Origin of the sequence: Ruminiclostridium cellobioparum subsp. termitidis CT1112 (genome assembly GCF_000350485.1) — a bacterium.
GTDB lineage: Bacteria > Bacillota > Clostridia > Acetivibrionales > DSM-1351 > Ruminiclostridium > Ruminiclostridium termitidis.
In genome coordinates this window covers 1-17705 of sequence record NZ_AORV01000008.1, presented here as the reverse complement: position 1 = coordinate 17705, position 17705 = coordinate 1, and the positions used below count along the sequence as shown (strand labels likewise).

The 17705-nt window shown below is 31.3% G+C and carries 22 protein-coding genes; 21 read left to right on the top strand and 1 reads right to left on the bottom strand.

Annotated elements, in window-relative coordinates; translation table 11 throughout:
* The first annotated feature begins 1087 nt into the window (after nt 1–1087).
* Both CTER_RS01145 and CTER_RS01140 read left to right on the top strand, forming a co-directional pair.
* A complete protein-coding gene (locus tag CTER_RS01145) occupies nt 1088–2044 on the top strand; it encodes a hypothetical protein (protein ID WP_004623053.1) in 957 nt (318 codons plus the stop codon).
* Nucleotides 2045–2113: 69 nt separating this feature from the next.
* The gene (locus tag CTER_RS01140; RefSeq protein ID WP_004623048.1) at nt 2114–2935 is read left to right on the top strand and encodes a hypothetical protein; all 822 of its coding nucleotides are present in this window, start codon (nt 2114–2116) and stop codon (nt 2933–2935) included.
* Nucleotides 2936–3070: 135 nt separating this feature from the next.
* Here CTER_RS01140 and CTER_RS01135 read toward each other — a convergent pair whose 3' ends face one another.
* Nucleotides 3071–3262, bottom strand: a complete 192-nt coding sequence (locus CTER_RS01135) for a CopG family transcriptional regulator (RefSeq protein ID WP_423219189.1) — start codon at nt 3260–3262, stop codon at nt 3071–3073.
* A 155-nt stretch (nt 3263–3417) separates the two neighbouring features.
* Here CTER_RS01135 and CTER_RS01130 point away from each other — a divergent pair, with 155 nt between their 5' ends.
* From CTER_RS01130 to CTER_RS01035, 19 genes are all read left to right on the top strand, one after another.
* Nucleotides 3418–3684 (top strand): hypothetical protein, encoded by a 267-nt coding sequence (locus CTER_RS01130; RefSeq protein WP_131469358.1) that lies wholly within the window; start codon nt 3418–3420, stop codon nt 3682–3684.
* Nucleotides 3685–3734: 50 nt separating this feature from the next.
* Nucleotides 3735–3980 carry a hypothetical protein gene (locus CTER_RS01125; protein WP_004623035.1) on the top strand — a complete coding sequence of 82 codons (246 nt, stop codon included), beginning with the start codon at nt 3735–3737 and terminating at the stop codon, nt 3978–3980.
* Nucleotides 3981–3988: 8 nt separating this feature from the next.
* Nucleotides 3989–4447: a hypothetical protein gene (locus tag CTER_RS01120; protein ID WP_423219190.1), complete on the top strand. Its 459-nt coding sequence runs from the start codon at nt 3989–3991 to the stop codon at nt 4445–4447.
* Between the two features lie 155 nt (nt 4448–4602).
* Nucleotides 4603–4998 (top strand): phage terminase small subunit P27 family, encoded by a 396-nt coding sequence (locus CTER_RS01115; protein WP_004623063.1) that lies wholly within the window; start codon nt 4603–4605, stop codon nt 4996–4998.
* On the top strand, nt 4998–6665 hold the full coding sequence (locus CTER_RS01110) for a terminase large subunit (protein ID WP_004623057.1): 1668 nt from the start codon (nt 4998–5000) through the stop codon (nt 6663–6665). Before CTER_RS01115 ends, CTER_RS01110 begins: the two co-directional genes overlap by 1 nt.
* Nucleotides 6666–6891: 226 nt before the next feature.
* Nucleotides 6892–8145 (top strand): phage portal protein, encoded by a 1254-nt coding sequence (locus tag CTER_RS01100; protein WP_004623039.1) that lies wholly within the window; start codon nt 6892–6894, stop codon nt 8143–8145.
* Nucleotides 8135–8746, top strand: coding sequence for an HK97 family phage prohead protease (locus tag CTER_RS01095; RefSeq protein ID WP_004623090.1), 612 nt, complete (start codon nt 8135–8137; stop codon nt 8744–8746). The genes CTER_RS01100 and CTER_RS01095 overlap by 11 nt, the downstream gene beginning before the upstream one ends.
* Nucleotides 8747–8792: 46 nt before the next feature.
* On the top strand, nt 8793–9878 hold the full coding sequence (locus tag CTER_RS01090; RefSeq protein WP_004623051.1) for a phage major capsid protein: 1086 nt from the start codon (nt 8793–8795) through the stop codon (nt 9876–9878).
* A 36-nt stretch (nt 9879–9914) separates the two neighbouring features.
* Nucleotides 9915–10199, top strand: coding sequence for a head-tail connector protein (locus tag CTER_RS01085; protein ID WP_004623077.1), 285 nt, complete (start codon nt 9915–9917; stop codon nt 10197–10199).
* Nucleotides 10199–10534 (top strand): phage head closure protein, encoded by a 336-nt coding sequence (locus tag CTER_RS01080; protein WP_004623050.1) that lies wholly within the window; start codon nt 10199–10201, stop codon nt 10532–10534. Before CTER_RS01085 ends, CTER_RS01080 begins: the two co-directional genes overlap by 1 nt.
* Nucleotides 10534–10944: an HK97 gp10 family phage protein gene (locus CTER_RS01075; protein ID WP_004623061.1), complete on the top strand. Its 411-nt coding sequence runs from the start codon at nt 10534–10536 to the stop codon at nt 10942–10944. Before CTER_RS01080 ends, CTER_RS01075 begins: the two co-directional genes overlap by 1 nt.
* On the top strand, nt 10941–11291 hold the full coding sequence (locus CTER_RS01070; protein ID WP_040759948.1) for a hypothetical protein: 351 nt from the start codon (nt 10941–10943) through the stop codon (nt 11289–11291). Before CTER_RS01075 ends, CTER_RS01070 begins: the two co-directional genes overlap by 4 nt.
* A 1-nt stretch (nt 11292) precedes the next feature.
* Complete coding sequence (locus tag CTER_RS01065; protein ID WP_004623055.1) at nt 11293–11868, top strand: major tail protein; 576 nt, start codon at nt 11293–11295, stop codon at nt 11866–11868.
* 16 nt (nt 11869–11884) lie between these two features.
* Nucleotides 11885–12316: a hypothetical protein gene (locus tag CTER_RS01060; protein WP_004623079.1), complete on the top strand. Its 432-nt coding sequence runs from the start codon at nt 11885–11887 to the stop codon at nt 12314–12316.
* 176 nt (nt 12317–12492) lie between these two features.
* On the top strand, nt 12493–14193 hold the full coding sequence (locus tag CTER_RS26705) for a hypothetical protein (protein ID WP_004623099.1): 1701 nt from the start codon (nt 12493–12495) through the stop codon (nt 14191–14193).
* Entirely contained in the window at nt 14193–15983 is a 1791-nt protein-coding gene (locus CTER_RS01050) for a DNRLRE domain-containing protein (protein ID WP_004623076.1), read from the top strand. The genes CTER_RS26705 and CTER_RS01050 overlap by 1 nt, the downstream gene beginning before the upstream one ends.
* Before the next feature lie 3 nt (nt 15984–15986).
* Nucleotides 15987–17105 carry a hypothetical protein gene (locus CTER_RS01045; RefSeq protein WP_004623104.1) on the top strand — a complete coding sequence of 373 codons (1119 nt, stop codon included), beginning with the start codon at nt 15987–15989 and terminating at the stop codon, nt 17103–17105.
* Complete coding sequence (locus CTER_RS01040; protein WP_004623095.1) at nt 17102–17353, top strand: hypothetical protein; 252 nt, start codon at nt 17102–17104, stop codon at nt 17351–17353. Before CTER_RS01045 ends, CTER_RS01040 begins: the two co-directional genes overlap by 4 nt.
* Before the next feature lie 14 nt (nt 17354–17367).
* Nucleotides 17368–17705 (top strand): BppU family phage baseplate upper protein (locus CTER_RS01035; protein WP_004623106.1); only part of this gene is annotated, 338 nt, incomplete at its 3' end.

The following is a 17705-nucleotide window of genomic DNA, read 5'->3' as shown; positions in this document are numbered from 1 at the left end:
ATTAATAGTATTGAATAGTTAAATAAACAATCGTGATAAATATAGGAGGCGATTTATATCATAGATGGAATAAAAATACAACACATTGAAGGTGCAGAAATACTCAAAAAATCATATAGATATGAGCTAAATATTTAAAATTAGTGGTAAAACAATATTGCTAATATCAACGGGTTTATAATTTTGCTAAAACTTTGTATATGGATATAACTAAAATATTATCGTTAAAAATTTAAAGAATAATATATCTACTGGTAATATTTATTGTGAGAGATGTGGTGACTTGGTAGAAATTACTAATAAAAAAAATCACTCACAAGAGTATTGTCATAAGTGTTCAATGGAAAATAGGAAGGAAAAAGTAAGGAATAATGTAAAAAACTTTAGGAAAAGAAAAAAATGTAATCAGAGCTAAAAGATTTGGTATGGCTGCATTTGAGTATATATTTAAATTATAATAATTTTAAAACCCTTGAAATACCAGGGTTTTAAAATTATGCCCATATTTCCTTAATGGTATTTAAGGGAAACATAACTAATGAGATAAAAGATGGATATTATTTAATTCATTACTGCTTGAGATTTATGGTTCCCCCAAAATTCATTTCTAATTGCCCATAATATGGGCGTCTGATATTTACGGTTAATAACTTGCCGTTCATATATATCATCCTTTCATTTGGCTGGGCTACCTCAAAATTCGGGGTAGCTGCCTGTTTTAAAAAGGAATAAAATTTATATCAAGGTATAAAGTCGAACAAATTTACCTGTAGTATATAAAACTATTGGCATTTAAATTGAAGTTTGTGGTAATCTTCGGCGCATAGAAACCATTAACAAAAACAGACGTTTATATCTTTGAGGATTAGGATTTATATACCAGGCTATAAAAGACAATAACATTGGTGTATTAAATGAAGCTATTAAAAAAATTACTGAGTTGGAATTCGAGTATATTAGAAAGTAATATTAAAACTGTTTTTCCTGAATAGACATTAATTAATGCATTGAGGTCTTTAATATTTATTGATGATTCATTAATCATCCTGTAGAATATTAGTAAAAGTGTATTTTACAGGAGGTTTATATGTTTGAAACTTTAAAGAATGTAACAATCATTTTATCAGGCTTATTAATTATTAGTGTTTTTATTTATAGTATTAATATTAATAACGTTATAGATAGCTTTAAAGGACTTAGCAAATCTTATAATAAGCCAATTACAATAATGGCAATGTTTTATGTTTTTGTTGGCTTATTTTATGGATTAGCTTTTTACGCGATATTTTTTTATGAATCCCCAAAAAATAGTCAGGTCAATAGTGAAGAATATATACGAAATTATTTATCAATAATAATATATTTTACATTTTACTTAGTTATCTTTTATATTTTTAGCAACGTATTTATTAAGAAATATAAAAAAATTATGTTTTCTGCTGTAAAAATTAATGTCAGTAAAAAAGGATATTATCTTGTAAATATCATTTTTTTGTTTATTTCTGGAATGGTATTTATGATAAGCCTTGTACAGAATTTAGAAAATGATTTAACTTCAATAATTATTCTTATATCTTTAGGGTATTTTTTATCTATTTTTTTATCTGGATTAATTATGAGTATACATCACATAAGCAATTTAAAAAAATATAAGTTTTATGTGACAAAACCTGAGTATTTTAAAGAGATGATAGAAAGTAATCATATTGTCGGGTATCTTATATGTGAAGATAATGATGAGTACATTATTAGAACTGATAATCAACCAGCAATGCGAATAAAAAAGAGCTTGGTTGATATAATACAACCAATTATAGATGAAACTGAGGCTAAAAGAAAAGAGAAGTTAGTTTCAAAATTAAAGAGAATATTTAAATCTAAAAAAGCAATCATCAAAAGTGTGAAACCGGAGTTAATCTTTCTTGAAATAGACAAGTTTAAAGGTAAACATCAAACAGAATCTATAGATAAAATAAAAATCATACACTCATTAACAGATCATAGTAACGATAATCGGAAAGATGTAATAATTATTTATTATTAATATTTACATATTACACAGAAAATCACTAAACTTTACAGAATATGTAACCGTGTAGTGGAGGTGATTAGGTTGAATACAAATGATATTGTTACAGCTTTAAATAATATTTCTAATAAATTGGACAAACCATTATTTGATGCGAACACTTTAATAACAGTATTGGTGGGTTTGTTAAGCATAACTCTTGGTTGGTATATTACTTATAGGCTTAGTCTTAAGCAAATGAAAAAATCTTTAGTTTCAGATTTGCAGATAAAGTCATCACAGGATATAATTTATCAAATATATATTCTTAAAAATTCATTGTTAAGGACAAATAGTAATTTATCAGATTTTATTTTCTTTCTTCAGCAATATAAGTGTTCTTTTAATGAATTAGGATTAAGAAATGTGAATAGATCTGATAGTGTATATAGTACTTATGAATCTGTTTTGAATATACATATTAAATTAGTTATGGATAAATTTGAAGAAATAAGACTGACATTCCAAGAACTTACGAATTCATTTAATTTGTTTTGGACTATATTTGAATCTAAACAAGTAATTCTAAATGAGTTTGTGCCAATTTACCAATTGTTATTAAGTAAGTTGAATGAATATTTTATAAGTTATTTAAAAATAACAAGTATATATCAAGTAGAATTGTTTTCTGATATAAATTTGAAAAATCAAATTAATAATGTAGTTTTAGAGAACATTCAAGAAAAAATAAGAAATTTAGAATCATTATATTATGAGTGTAGTTCCTATCTTGGGGATTTTTCCAATGAATTGCAGAATAAATATCTAAGCCATTTATTTAATAATTATGTAATTCCAAAACGAGAACCAAAAGATAAAAGAAAAAAGGTGCTTTCATTAGATAATTATGAAGAATTTGAGCCTTAACCATAAGGCTCTTTTTTGTTACCCCAAAAATGGAGGTCAAATTGGATATAAAAGATTTTATAAAAGGTCATGAAAACTTATCGGAGCAGGATATCCGAGTAATATATCACATTTTTAAACCCAATAAAAATAATACTAATCGTCAATTAATTTTAAATTCCGAAGACTAAATTCGAGAGCTTTAGAAATTAATTCATTTCTACTGATATTAGCTTTATTAGCGATATCATCATATTTTTCTAATAAGTCTTTATCAATTCTCAAACTTATCACAGTGGTTTGTTCAGTCTTATTTTTCTTTACAATAAAATCACCCAATTGAAACACCTCTATTACATAGTATAAGTATGTCCAGATATATAGATATATTACAAATGTATTGTTTTTGTATTGTCTTAAAACTACAAACATGATATGATAATAGGAAATGGAAGTATATGGAGATAATACAAGTAATTAAAGATTATTTAGAGAGGATTGGTATGAAGAAAATAATTAATTTGATTATGGATGATTGGTTTGTGTCATTAATAAGTATTTCTTATTCAGGCTACAACTTTGCAATAGCTGTTATAGCTATCAACAATTGCCAGTATGTGGAAACTGGTGCGGCAGCTCTATTCTCTATTCTTAGTTTTGGAACTGGGTATGTACTTTGGAAAAGGAATAATGATATGGAAGATGAACAACAACATAAAAAAACTGTTAAATCAAAAAAGAATAAAAGTAATTATAAGAGACTTAGTTGATACTGAGTCTCTTTTATTGTGCGAGAAGAAAGATAAATTGAGGTACTTAAATGAATAAGATTTATATAGATATTCCAGATGAGATATATAGTTTGTACGAAAAGTGCTTAGAACTATCTAATAATTATATATACGATATAGACTTTGATGATAGTGAAAGAAAGTTTTACGCTAAATTATATAGGGATAATGTTTTCAAATTAATTGAACAACATGGATATGATAAAAGTCAATATAATTTAGCATTTATACCAAAGTCAAAGACAATACATTTAATAAGCAAGGATAGATCATAGTGCCATTAATGAAACTATGCAGCTATAGAGGATGCACAAAGATTATTCAAGATGGTGTTAAATATTGTGATTACCATCGGAAAAAATTTGATATAAGCGAGAAGGAAAGATATAAAGTATATAGTAAAAAACGTATGCAAGATGCTGAACAAAAGAAGTATCAGTCATTTTACAATTCTGACGATTGGAAAAGGATCAGAGATGCAATAATAGCTAATTGTTTTTCTATTGATATCATAGAGTTCTTTAGGACAGGTAATTTAGTTCCTGGGTTTACAGTTCATCATATTATTCCGATAGAGGATGATTGGAACAGTCGATTTGATACTGAGAATTTGATTTATATCAGTGAATCAAATCATCAAAGAATTCATGTTGAATACTTAAAAGGGCAAAGAGAAAAGGAACAGATGCAGAAAATTCTTTTTGATTTGAAACAGAAATGGAATGATGCGTTTGTGATTTGAGTGTGACGAGACTAATGTATTTAAATCTGAACATGGGGGAGGGGCGTGAAAAACCCTGTAAGCTAGAAATATCGCGACCCCCAAGTGTTCGTAAATTTTTTGACCACTTTTTATATGGGGGTGGTTATTTTTTATGTAGAAATGAGGTGATGAGTATGGAATTTTTGGACATAAAAGTCCCCAGTTGGTTGGGGCCAAAAGGTAAAGAAGAATATAAACGGATTGCGGAATTATTGTTGAAAGAAGGTAAAGAGTTCACTGAAAAAGATTATAAAACATTAGAGTTGTATGCTGATAGTTATGATAAGTGGTTAAGATGTGAAAAGTTTTTGAAAAAGAATGGTTACAGTTATATTTGTAAAAGTGGCTATCCAAGTCAATATCCAGAGGTTACCATATCATCAAATGCACAAAAAACAATGTTAACATGTGCCCGTGAATTAGGTTTAACTCCTGCTGCTAGATCAAGAATGAATAAAAATAGTCCTGCAAATGATGATGATTCTAATAAAACTCAGGATGAAAAAGATATGGACGAATTGATGTCATAATGAATCCAATATTACAAAAATTACTTGAAGATAACAGGATCAAACAGAAATTAAAATTAGAATCATTCTTAGTTGAAATGCAGGAAAAATGGGATAATGAAACATACTATTATGATGTTGATGAAGCCCGGAAAATATTTAAGTACATAAGTCTTTTAAAAAATGATAAAGGAACATCCAAAAAGTTTAAAATTCTAAAATTCCAATTTGAAATTATATCAGAAATCCTATGTGTTAAGCATAGAAGTAATAATCTAAGAAGGTTTAGAGAAGCACATATAAATATTGCTCGTAAGAATAGTAAATCTTTTCTAATTGGTATTATCATGTCGTACCTGTTCTTTTGTCAGCCGAAGATATTCGGTGCCCTTTTTATTATCGTTGGAAATACAGTAAAGCAAGCTACAGAGTTATATAACACTTTTAAAGCCTTCGTAGAAAGTAATAAGTCATTATTGAAGAAGTGTAAAATACTTGATAGCACTAAGACTATTATTCGAAAAGATAACAAGAATAAACTTCTTGTACTCTCTAATGATGGTGGGGGAGCTGATAGCTATGCCGTATATTGCTGTGCTCTTGATGAAATTCATGAATATTCAAGTGATGAAATCTATGGAAAGCTAACCACAGGTCAGGGCATATGGGACGATCCCTTAGTTTTTACAATTACAACTGCATCATCTGGTGAAGACCCTATTAATTTAGAAATGCAGCTATACACTATGTGTAAGCAATTAGAAGAGGGAACTAGTGAAGAGCCAGATGAAACATTTTACTATAAAATCTATGAAGCCGACCAAGATTGCGAAATAGATGATTATGAGCAATGGTTTAAAGCAAATCCAGCACTTGGAGATTTTAGAAAGCCTGAAGATATAGTAAATTTTGCAAAACGAGTAAAATTAATGCCGCTCCAGGAAAATATTTTCAGAAGACTATTCTTAAACCAGCATGTAGCTACTGATCATATAAAGAATGCCATAAACATGGAATTGTGGCATCAATGTGTAAAAGATATTGATATTAAGGAATTGAAGGGCTGTAGAAGCTGGGGAGGTCTTGACCTTAGTAGTAATCATGATATTACTGCATTTGTTTTGATATTTTTCAATGAAGATACAAGAAAATATATAGTAGTTCCATACTTATTTACACCCAAGGATACATTATTGGAGCGAGAGGAAAAAGATAAGAATCCATATTCAACATGGGTTAAAAATAAATTTCTTCTTACTACAAAAGGTAAATATATACGTTTCGAAGAGGTACTTGAAAAAATGTATGAACTTGATAAGGAATATGATATTCAAAAGATTGGGTTTGATAGGTTTGGTTCACCGACAATAATGAGTAGGCTAGAAGATACCTGGGATATGGTTCCGCTTGGGCAGGGTACAGTCACTATGACTAGAGCTATAAGAGATTTTGAGAATCTTTTAATTGATGGTAACTTAATTATTGCAAATAATGATGTATTGCATTTTATGGCTAAGAACTGTGTGGCCTGTTATAACGAAAATATGGATGTTAAGTACAGTAAAAAGAAATCAAAATTTGTAATAGACGGAATTGTAGCAATGTTAATGGGATTGTTATTAGCGATTGAAGAAAATGGAATAGGACACTATGATGCACTAGATGTATTAAATCAAATGGATTGGTAAGGTAAGGTGAGGTGAAAAAAAGTGAAAGAAAAACTTAATAAACTATTAAAACTGGCTGTTTCTAAAAGATATTTTGTTATTGAAATGGTCTTTTTTATTGGGCTTTTTATAATAGTGTTCACCAATTTTTTAGTAAATTTGTATTTAGGACTATACTTTGTAGGCTTTGCATTAATGGCCTATAGCATATTCCTATTTAAATTTAGACAGAAATGAGGCGAAATAATTGATATTTGACAAAATTGAAAAACGTGAATCTAAAACCCATAATGTAAACGACTGGAAGGATATATATAGCTTCGAAAAAGGTTATGATATTTCTGACTTTGAAGGTATGCCAAAGGAAAATACATATTTTTCAGCTATAAAAATTATATCAGAAAGTATTGCCAAATGTAGTCTACAGGTTAAACAGGAGACTGATAAAGGTGAGAAAATTGTAAAATCACATTATCTCCATGATAAATTGCGATTAAGATTCAACCCGTATATGTCTGCAATAGATACTGTAAAAGCATTTGTTACTATAGCTAAACACGAGGGAATAAGCGGTTTGTTTATTAATAGAGATAAAAAAGGGATGGTTGAAGGTTTATATCCTGCTAAAATAAAACAAATTACAGTTGATGATAAAGGCCTAATCAAAGGTAGCAAAACAAATAAAATACTGTATGACTTTGAATGTGTTAATGGTGAAACTGGGAGTTGTTTTGATAAAGATATAATTATTCTTAGAGATTTTACATTAGATGGAATAAATACCAAAGCTACAAGAGAAATATTGAGTGAAAGTATTGATACTTCATTGAAGAGTCAAAAATATCTCAATACCCTATTTTGTAATGGATTGACTAATAAGGTTGTCGTACAACTTACCAGTGATATAAAGAATGAAACTGATTTAAAAAAGACACAGAAACTGTTCGATAGAGTTTATAGTAGTAATGGCAAGATATTCACAATTCCGGCAGGATACAGTATTCAAGCACTCAACTTATCACTTGCAGATGCACAATACGAACAGCTTCGAAGACTTTCAAAAGAGGAAATAGCCACTATGATGGGTGTACCATTATCTAAACTGGGATTTGTTAAAGAGAATGCCAAGTCTGAAGAACAAGATAATCTTAAATTTCTATCTGATACATTGTTAATAATATTTGAGGCCATTGAGCAAGAAATGGATTGGAAGTTACTAACAGAAAAAGAAAGGAGTTTAGGTTATAAAATAAGGTTCAATATAAATGTTTTATTAAGAACAGATAGTAAGACTCAGGCCAAAGTTATTAATTCTTATGTTAATAATGGGGTCTACGACCTGGATTATGCAAGAGGAATCCTTGGAGTTCCTAAACTGGGTGGAGAGCCTATTATAACACTTCCTTCAGGACAAATACTTCTTAGAGATTTATTAGCTGGCAATGTTAGCTATTTGAAAAATAAATCTGGGGGAGGGGGTGAAAATACAAATGGAAAATAGAGAATTCAGAAAAATAGACCATTATGAAATTAGGCAAATAGTTGAAAGTAACTCTGTTGAGATTGAAGGATATATTGCTAAATTTGACAGTCCCTCAGAATTATGGGAAGGCTATTGGGAACAAGTAGATAGACATGCATTTGATGATACAATAGCTGATGGCCACAATATATTTTTATTGTATCATCATGACTGGTCAAAGCCTCTGGCAAGTACTAAAACAGGTACATTAATTCTTGAAGTCGATAATATCGGTTTGAGATTTAAGGCAACAATAAATAGTAATCTTACATATGGTAAAGATGCTATTGAATTAATAAGGGAAAGACTTATTGAAGGCTGCTCTTTCGGATTTTATTGTCAAGAAGAGGATATACACTATAATTCGGTTGATGATACTGTAGTAAGAACATTATTAAAGGTTGAATTATATGAAGGTTCAATATTGTGTATTCCACAATATGAAGATACCTCTGTAGATGTATTTACAAGGGCTAGAGAGATTTGTGCTGAAGAGAGGAACAGAATACTTCAGGAAAAAGAGTTGGTGGAACTTAAAACAGATTTGGAACTTATAAAACTTGAAAATGAATTACTTTAGGTAGTTCTTTTTTTATATCAAAAAATAAGAAAGAAGGTAAATATTTATGGACATAAATGAATTAAGAAGCGAAATTACAGCAAAGACTGAAGAGCTTGGACAGAAAATTGAAGCAAGGGATGTAGAGGGTGCCAAGGCATTAAAGGAAGAAATCAGACAGGCCAAAGAACTGTTAAAACTTGCAGAAGAAAAAGAGAACGAAGAAAGAGCGGAACTGGAAAACCAAAAGGGTAATGAAGAAAGAGGTAATAAAAATATGGACAAAGTTAATGAATTTAGGGCGGTAGTAAAGCATGTTATGGGTAAAGAAACAACTGCCGAAGAAAGAGCCAATATTAACAGTGTTGATAATGGAGCTGTCATTCCTAAACAGTTTGTAAATCAACTTATAGAGATTCAGAAAGGTTACGGTTCGTTGAGGGAATTATGTGACATAATTCCTGTTACAAAAAATGAGGGTACAATTCCAGTCGTAAATTTAGATCAGAATGAATTGGCTGATATTGGTGAGGGGGAAGATATTGTTGATGGAACTCTTGTTACTGATGATATTTCTTTTAAGTGTGCCAAAGTTGGTCTGATTCAGACATTAAATTCTGAAACAGTTGATGATGCTGAAGTTGAAATGGAGTCATTGGTAAAAAAGAATTTTGCTAATATAGCTACAGTTAAAGAAAACTCTAAAATCCTTAAAGTGATAAAAGACAATGCAACAGTTATCACGGATGCAACTTCGTATGAAGATTTAGAAAAGGCTATTGATTCAGCACTGCCATCAGTAAAGTCTGGACTTACAACATTTACTAACGTGAGTGGTTATGTACTCTTAAAGAATATGAAGGATTCTCAGAAGAGACCTTTAAATCTCATTACAGAGGTTAATGGCGTAGAATATTTCCACAGCAAGCCTATTGTTACAGTGGAGGATGAAATGCTTCCAGCAACTGAAGGTAAGAATGTTTTCTACATAGCTAACATAAAAGAGGCTGTAAAGTATTGTGACAGAAAGGTAGTAACTGTAGCAAGAAGTACTGAAGCAGGATTTAATGATGATACTATTAAGCTGAGAATTCTTGAAAGATTTATTCCTATACCTGGATCAACAAGAAGTATAAAGAAAATTGAATTTTAAATCCCTCCTCTTTATTATGAAAGTGAGGTTTTATAAATGACCTTAAGCGAATTAAAATTGTTTTTAAGAATAGACAACGAAATAGAAGATATTTTTTTGGCAGAACTAATTGAAACATCTCAAATTTATATAGATAGCTGTGTGGGTTCAGGATATAAAAAAGATGTAAAAGCTGTTAAGCTTGCTGAATTGGTTCAGAAAAAAATAATAAACGATTTATATGAAAATAGAAGTGCAAACATTCCAGATAAAACCAAGCAAGATACAATAGTTACAACTATTCTAGATAAATTAAGTCTATTTAGTGAGGTGTCTGGATAATGAATGCAGGTGAATTTGATAAAAGAATAATCATTAGGAAATTATTTGATGAGGTCGAAAAAGATAAAGATGGATTTTCTAATAAAGAGTGGAATGACTTTTTATCCATATGGGCTAATGTAAAAGATTTATCTGGAAGTGCTTTCTATCAACTGAACTCAGAGCAGCAAGTTAAGACAATCACATGCAAAGTCAGATATAACAACAAAATTGATGAGTCAATGAGGGTTATATACAGGAATGAAATATATAAAGTTATCCGTATTTACCAAGGAAATTATAAAGATAATTTTATGTATATTGACTGCCAGATAATAAAAGGAGTGAAGGATTAATGGCTAGCTTTTCATTTGAAATGCCTACTGAGTTAATGAATCAGTTAGAAAAATTAGCTAATATTGATGAGATTGCTCCCAAAATGATTAATAAAGCTACACCAATAGTAGCAGATTCTATTAAATATAACGTGAGAAAACATAAGCAATCTGGTGATTTAGAGAGATCAGTGAAAGTAAAAAAAGCATCAAACGGTAAGTCGGGAGGATACTATGGGAAAGTATATTTTGATGGTTATGGTAGTGATAAACAGCGAACTCCTAACGACTTAAAAGCTAATGTTATTGAATATGGTACGAAAGATAGAACTGCTGAGCCTTTTATGGACAAAAGTGTCAACGATGTGGAGCAGAATGTTAATGATGCTATGCAAGAGGTGTTTAACAGAGAGGTTGGTGGTGAGTGGTGAATACTAACCCTTTGATAATTAACGCTTTAAAAGATATAGGATTGCCCGTAGAATCGATAACATATTCGGGTGATGAATCTAAGTACATAACATTTATTGATGCTGATAACAGAGCTACAGATTATGCAGATGATTTGGATATAACTGAAAGTGCAATAGTGCAGGTTCATTATTTTACTTCCAATAATCCTAAAAGTAAATCAAAAGAAATTCGTAAAGCCTTGCGAAATGCAGGGTTTATTTATTTATCTACAAGTGAATTTTATGAAAAAGAAGAAAAATATTATCATATCGTGATTGAGGTACGTTATGATGATATATCTGAAACAGTGAAGGGAGATTACTAATATGGCCGTTATAGGACTTAAGAATCCAATTTATAGTAAATATGCTGAAACTAATGGAACTATTACATACAATTCAGGAAAAGTTATGGCAAAGGCTATTAAAGCTGATTTAAGTATTGATATAGCTGATGCTATCCTGTATGCAGATGATGGTGCAGCGGAAAGTGTAAAGCAATTCTCAAAAGGGACTATAGCATTACAGGTTGATGATTTGGAAGATGAAGTAAAGGCTGATTTATATGGGCATAAACTTGTAAATGCTGAAATTGAAGGAGATAGCACAACTAAAATGCTGGTAGCCGGGGGCGGTGACACCGGAGCTTATGTTGGTGTCGGATTCTACGCTTCAAGAGTTGTGCAAGGGGTAATAAAGTATAGAGCAATTTGGTTAACAAAAGTACAGTTCGGTATTCCGGCTGAATCGTATGAAACAAAAGGTGAAAAGGTTTCGTTCCAGACTCCTACGACCACAGGAACAATTATGTTGAATTCTGAAGGTGACTGGAAGAAAGAAGTTACTGTTGATACTGAAGCAACAGCAAGAGTATGGTTAAATAGTATGGCAAATATAGCTTAAATAAAGGATTGGAGGTATGGAAGGGGAATTAACCCCTTCCTTTTATATTATGAGTGATATTAAAAACACAAGTGTAAAAGTAATGTTGGATGAAGAAAGAGAACTCGTATTCACTTTAAATGTAATGAGTGATGCTATAAATAAGTATGGAAGAATGGATAATATTTTAAATGATTCTGCAAACAACCTTGAAGTAACCAAATGGCTAGCTGTTCAAATGGTTAATGAAGGAGTTGAAATCTGGAATGATAAAAATCCTGATAAAAAGCAATTATATGATGAAAGAAAGCTATGTAGATATGTTCAGGGATTGGGTGGATTTGGTGTATTACAGCAAAAAGTTCAAGAAGCCATTTTAAAGGGTTTACCTGAAGATAAAGTCAGACAGGTAGAGGAAATCGGAAAAAACTTGATGGCTGTGCAGAATCAGAGCGAAAAGAAGAAGTAGATTTTGCACAGCTTATTTTCAGAGGGAAAACTTTACTGGGATATTCAGAAGATGAGGTTTGGAGAATGACACTAAGAAAGCTTGACAAATTGTTTGATTGTTATTGTCATTTCTATGGCATTAAAACCTCTAAATCAACAACTATTGATGATATTATCCCAGAAGGAGTGTGAGTAATGGGAAGAAAGCCAACATTAGGAGCTACAGTAAAAATTGATGGGGAAAAAGAATTTAAACAGGCTGTAACAGATATAAATAATGGATTAAGGGTAACAGCAAGTGAATTAAGTTTGGTAACTGCAAGATATAGCGATAATTCAAAATCATTAGAAGCTTTATCAGCGAAAAATATAGTTCTTGAAAACAGATTCAATTCTCAAAAAGAAAAAGTCGATAAACTTAGAGATGCTTTAACTAATGCCGCCCAAAAGTACGGTGAAGCTGATAAGAAAACAATGACATGGCAGACATCATTAAATCTTGCCGAAGTTGAACTTATAAAAATGGAAAAAGAACTTAATGATAACCAAAAGGAACTGAAAGAATTTGCTGATGAAACAGATGAAACAAAGAAAAAGACATCTGAATTTGGTGACAAATTAAATAGTGTTATAAGTTCTTTAGGTATAAATCTTCCGTCTGGTGCTCAACAGGCTATAAAAGCATTGGATGGTCAGAAAGTTTCAACTTTAGCCTTGGTAGGAGCAACAGCAACATTAATTACAGGGCTATCAAAAGCAACAATTGAGACTGCCAAAACAGCAGATGAAATATTGACACTATCAAAAATAACTGGTTTATCTACAGATACTATTCAGGAAATGAATTATGCATCTGAACTTATTGATGTTTCTTCTGAAAATATGACAGGTGCAATGCGAAAAATGATTAAAAGTATGGATGATGCAAAAGGCGGAAGTAAAGAAGCTTCAGAAGCATTTAGGACACTGCATTTAAGTATCACGAGCAATGGTAAGTTAAAAGATTCCGAACAAATGTTTTACGAATTAATAGATGCATTAGGGAAAGTAAAAAATGAAACAGAGCGGGATGCTCTGGCTATGCAAATATTTGGAAAGTCAGCGCAAGAATTAAATCCTTTGATTGATGTGGGTAGTAAAACTCTTAAAGAATTTGGAGATCAAGCGCGGCAAATGGGTTATGTTATGGATTCAAATACACTGGATTCATTTGGCCGTTTAGATGATGCAATGCAGATGTTCAATAATCAATCTCAAAGTTTTAAAAATAGTATTGCTGTTGTTATGCTACCAGTCTTGACAGGACTGTTTGAAATGTTGAATAACCTTGATCCGAAGATACTTGCAACAGTTGCAATAATTGGGGGTATTTCGGTTGTAGCAATTTCTGTTATCAAGGCTGTTGGAGATATTACTTCAACATTTTCTGCCATGAATCCAGCAACATTAAAGACGACTATGATAGTCGTTGGTATTACTGCTGCATTGATAGCTTTGGCTGCAATTATTGCGGTAATAGTGGGTAAAGGTGACGAACTAGATAGGACTATGACTAATATTGGAAGTAGTGTAGGCAATATGACCAACACTGTTAACAATGCAGGTAATAAGATTAATATGGGACATAATGCCAATGGTACTACAAATTGGCGTGGAGGATATACCTGGATAAACGAAGAGGGTGGAGAAATTGTTGATTTACCATCTGGTTCCAGAGTCTATCCTCACGATTTATCAACAGCAATGGCTCGTACGTCAGCAGTAGCCAGTGAAACATATATTTTCCAAGCAGGAAGTATCATTATAGACCCAAAAAACGTAAAGGAATTTAATGATATAACCAAGCTTATTAAAGGAACAAATCAAGCAAGTAGAGTAGGGATGGTGATAGGATAATGGCGCAACATGTATTAGATATACCATGTACAGAGGACACGTGGATAAATAGGGTAAGTCCTAATACTAATTATGGTGGCTCAACATATTTACGAGGTGGTGGAGAGAGCAACAATAACACTGCAAATACTTATATATTGTTAAAATTTAACATGAGCTTGTATCCGACAAACAAAGAAATTATAAGCGCAAAACTAAGATTATATAACCTTGAATACAGAAGGGTAAAAGAATCTTGGTGCATAATAAACATAGGATTCCCAACTTTGCCTTGGTATGAGTATACAGCTACTTTTAACAATTGTTTTAAAGAAGGCATTACATACCCGCTTTTGAGAGGTAATGATGCTGACGAGAACCAAAACCTCACGACTTTACCGGCAAATAGTTGGATTGAAATTGACCTCACACATTTTTCTGAAGACCCAGGGATTGCTAGAATGGGAAATATCATAGCCCAATGGGATGATCCTGTCATAAACATAAACCATCCTGATGTTAACGATAACATGATAGTTGCATCAAGAGAGACCTCAACACCTCCTGTATTGCGTATAGTTTTTGAGGATATACCTCCATCTGTCCCCACACCTTTAAGTCCTATAGGGATTTTTGTAAATAAAACAGAGACTATAAGATTTAGTTGGGCTTATAATAGTCCAGTGGCAGGGGATGTGCAAAATAAATTTGACCTAAAATGGAGTACTAACGGTATTACATGGACAACTATAACGCAAATTACAGCAAATAATTATTATGACATGCCAGCAAACACTTTACCAACAGGAGCTATAAATTGGAAGGTAATAACTTACAATAGGTATGGAGAAGCCAGTCCTGAAAGCTCGGTTCAGGTTTTTACATGTATAGGTGCTCCATCAACTCCAACAATAACAGGAATAACAAATACGAATACTCCTAAACCAACCATAACATGGAATTCTGATTCTCAGCAAGTGTATCAAATTCAAATATTACAGAATGAAAATATTGTTTATGATACTGGTAATATATCAAGCATTAGCACAAAAACTCATACAGTTGCCATTTTTTTAATGGACGGAAATTATATTGCTAGGGTTAGAGTTAAAAACGAATATGATTTGTATTCGGAATGGGCAAACGTCAATTTTACAATAGATACTCCGAAACCAGTAAAGCCGCCTATTGTACTTACTAGTAGTAAATATAATATTGATGTTGTAAGTAACATTTCAGATAATAGGTATTTATTACTTTATAGAGCGGATAACAGTTCTAGTAGTTTTAAATGTATTGCAAAATCTACAACCAATAATCTTAAGGATTTCACAGTTGAAAGTAATAAGCAATATCAATATTTTGTACGTGCTATTAGTAGTACAGGAACCTACCTTGACAGTGATATAAAGACTATTGTTTCAGCTAAAATCAATAGGTCTGTTTTATCTCCTGTGACAGATTTAAGTAATATATTTGAAATTAAATATAGTTTAAATGAAAGGCCAGTTAAGAATATTACTATCAGCACACCGAATTCAATAAGCTATTTTTCCGGCCGGGAATATCCTGTTATGGAATATTCGGAACACTTAGCGTATGGAATAACTTTATCTTTCTTTATTAGAGAAGATACAGAATATCAGCAACTACTTAACATTCTATACCTAAAAGGAATTGTTTTATATAGGGACGGAAGACATAAATTTTATGGAAACCTCAGTGGAATAAATGTAACAGATCATTTTGCTGGATATGTTGTTAATCTATCCATTAATCAGACTGATTACAACGAGTATTTGGAGGTGTAAAATATGCTTAATTTGGCTATAGGAGAATATAGCACAACAGATGTAATAAATCAGCTTCATGCTAAAAACGGGGTTAGAGAAGTTAAATTCAGGTATGATCTGCTCAACAAATACGAGGTCAAAATTGGTGAATTATTAGTAGCAGATTCAGAAAATTCAATAAATTTTAATAGTCTTGCAAATATAAAGAGAACAGGAATTTTTAATTTTAGAGAAACAGAATTAAAGGATGTTGACTGGTTGAATGATAGAGTACAACCAGTCTTTTTATTAAAAATGCCAGATGGGAAATTTATTAAGTGGCCATTAGGTATGTTTTTATTATCGTCTCCAACGCGAAAAGATAACTTCGGTGTTTGGAGAGAAGTAGAAGCCTACGATCCAAGCGTTATATTAAATGAAAATAGATTTGATAATAGGTATTATATACAAGCTAACACAAAATACATAGATGCAATAACTACAATTTTAAATAGTGCTGGGATAAGAAAAGTTAACATTACAAATCACAATGGTATTATATCTATTGATAAAGAATTCGAAATCGGAACATCTAAACTAGAAGCTATAAATCAATTATTATCAGAAATTAATTTTACATCTATATGGGTTGATACTTTCGGTTACTTTACCAGTAAACCATATATATTACCGGGTGACCGTGAAACGGAATATTCATATAAGACAGACGATTTAAGTATTACATATGATGGAGCAGTAAACGAACTTGACCTTTTTAATGTCCCAAACAAGTGGATTATAACAGCTTCTAACCCAGAAAAGGCACCGCTTACAAGTGTATATGTCAATGATTCTCTAAATTCTATTACTTCTACAATCAATAGAGGACGTGTAATTACAGATTTTAGGCAAATTGATGATATATATTCTCAGGAAGTCTTAGATAACTATACACGCCGTATTTCTTATAATGCAAGTAATATATATGAAAAATTTTACTTTAATACCTGCTTAATGCCCCATCATGACTTTATGAATGTTTTGTATATTGAATATAAAAATTTAAATATTGCATCTGAATTTATTGAAACCGAATGGAGCATAGATTTACAGGCTGGTGCGAAAATGAGCCATAGCGTAAGGAGGGTTATAAATATATGAGTGAAATACCAAGCGCTTTTGATTTTTTTAATAATATCAATAAAGATAATGATTACAAAACTTTTAAACTTGCAACAGTAACAGCATTATTTACAAACGGTTTTCCACAGATAAAATTCGATGGGGAGAGTACTTCTAGTGCAAAAAAATATCCCATATTAGCTTCATATACTCCTGCAATCAATGATAGAGTTCTGTTAGCAGCAGTAAGCAGCACCTATGTGATTTTAGGAAAAATAAAGAATTAGTGAAGGGTGAGGAAATGTCCGAAATTGAAAAAATTTATAATATTACCCTTGATATTAAAAAAGAGACTGAGCAACAATATATTGAATTCACGCAAGGAGATACATTAAACAAGGTAATAATAACAATCACAAATGACGATCAGCCTGTTAATCTTTCAAATTATACTTATAAAATAATTTTACAACGTCCTGATGGCATATTGGTTCAAAGTATTCCCACTGTTAATGATAATAAATTGATATATGATGTCGGAACTACGGAATTACAAGTAAATGGCTTGGTTAAAGCTTATATAGAAATCTTTAGCGGTATACAAAGAATCACTGTCAAGACGGTTACATTAGTTTCAGT

Excerpts from the sequence above, each read along its gene's own strand:
- CTER_RS01145 (WP_004623053.1), top strand. The coding sequence starts at position 1,088 with ATGTTTGAAACTTTAAAGAATGTAACAATCATTTTATCAGGCTTATTA.
- CTER_RS01130 (WP_131469358.1), top strand. The coding sequence starts at position 3,418 with ATGAAGAAAATAATTAATTTGATTATGGATGATTGGTTTGTGTCATTA.
- CTER_RS01125 (WP_004623035.1), top strand. The coding sequence starts at position 3,735 with ATGAATAAGATTTATATAGATATTCCAGATGAGATATATAGTTTGTAC.
- CTER_RS01120 (WP_423219190.1), top strand. The coding sequence starts at position 3,989 with ATGAAACTATGCAGCTATAGAGGATGCACAAAGATTATTCAAGATGGT.
- CTER_RS01115 (WP_004623063.1), top strand. The coding sequence starts at position 4,603 with ATGGAATTTTTGGACATAAAAGTCCCCAGTTGGTTGGGGCCAAAAGGT.
- CTER_RS01110 (WP_004623057.1), top strand. The coding sequence starts at position 4,998 with ATGAATCCAATATTACAAAAATTACTTGAAGATAACAGGATCAAACAG.
- CTER_RS01095 (WP_004623090.1), top strand. The coding sequence starts at position 8,135 with ATGGAAAATAGAGAATTCAGAAAAATAGACCATTATGAAATTAGGCAA.
- CTER_RS01090 (WP_004623051.1), top strand. The coding sequence starts at position 8,793 with ATGGACATAAATGAATTAAGAAGCGAAATTACAGCAAAGACTGAAGAG.
- CTER_RS01085 (WP_004623077.1), top strand. The coding sequence starts at position 9,915 with ATGACCTTAAGCGAATTAAAATTGTTTTTAAGAATAGACAACGAAATA.
- CTER_RS01080 (WP_004623050.1), top strand. The coding sequence starts at position 10,199 with ATGAATGCAGGTGAATTTGATAAAAGAATAATCATTAGGAAATTATTT.
- CTER_RS01075 (WP_004623061.1), top strand. The coding sequence starts at position 10,534 with ATGGCTAGCTTTTCATTTGAAATGCCTACTGAGTTAATGAATCAGTTA.
- CTER_RS01065 (WP_004623055.1), top strand. The coding sequence starts at position 11,293 with ATGGCCGTTATAGGACTTAAGAATCCAATTTATAGTAAATATGCTGAA.
- CTER_RS01060 (WP_004623079.1), top strand. The coding sequence starts at position 11,885 with ATGGAAGGGGAATTAACCCCTTCCTTTTATATTATGAGTGATATTAAA.
- CTER_RS26705 (WP_004623099.1), top strand. The coding sequence starts at position 12,493 with ATGGGAAGAAAGCCAACATTAGGAGCTACAGTAAAAATTGATGGGGAA.
- CTER_RS01050 (WP_004623076.1), top strand. The coding sequence starts at position 14,193 with ATGGCGCAACATGTATTAGATATACCATGTACAGAGGACACGTGGATA.
- CTER_RS01045 (WP_004623104.1), top strand. The coding sequence starts at position 15,987 with ATGCTTAATTTGGCTATAGGAGAATATAGCACAACAGATGTAATAAAT.
- CTER_RS01040 (WP_004623095.1), top strand. The coding sequence starts at position 17,102 with ATGAGTGAAATACCAAGCGCTTTTGATTTTTTTAATAATATCAATAAA.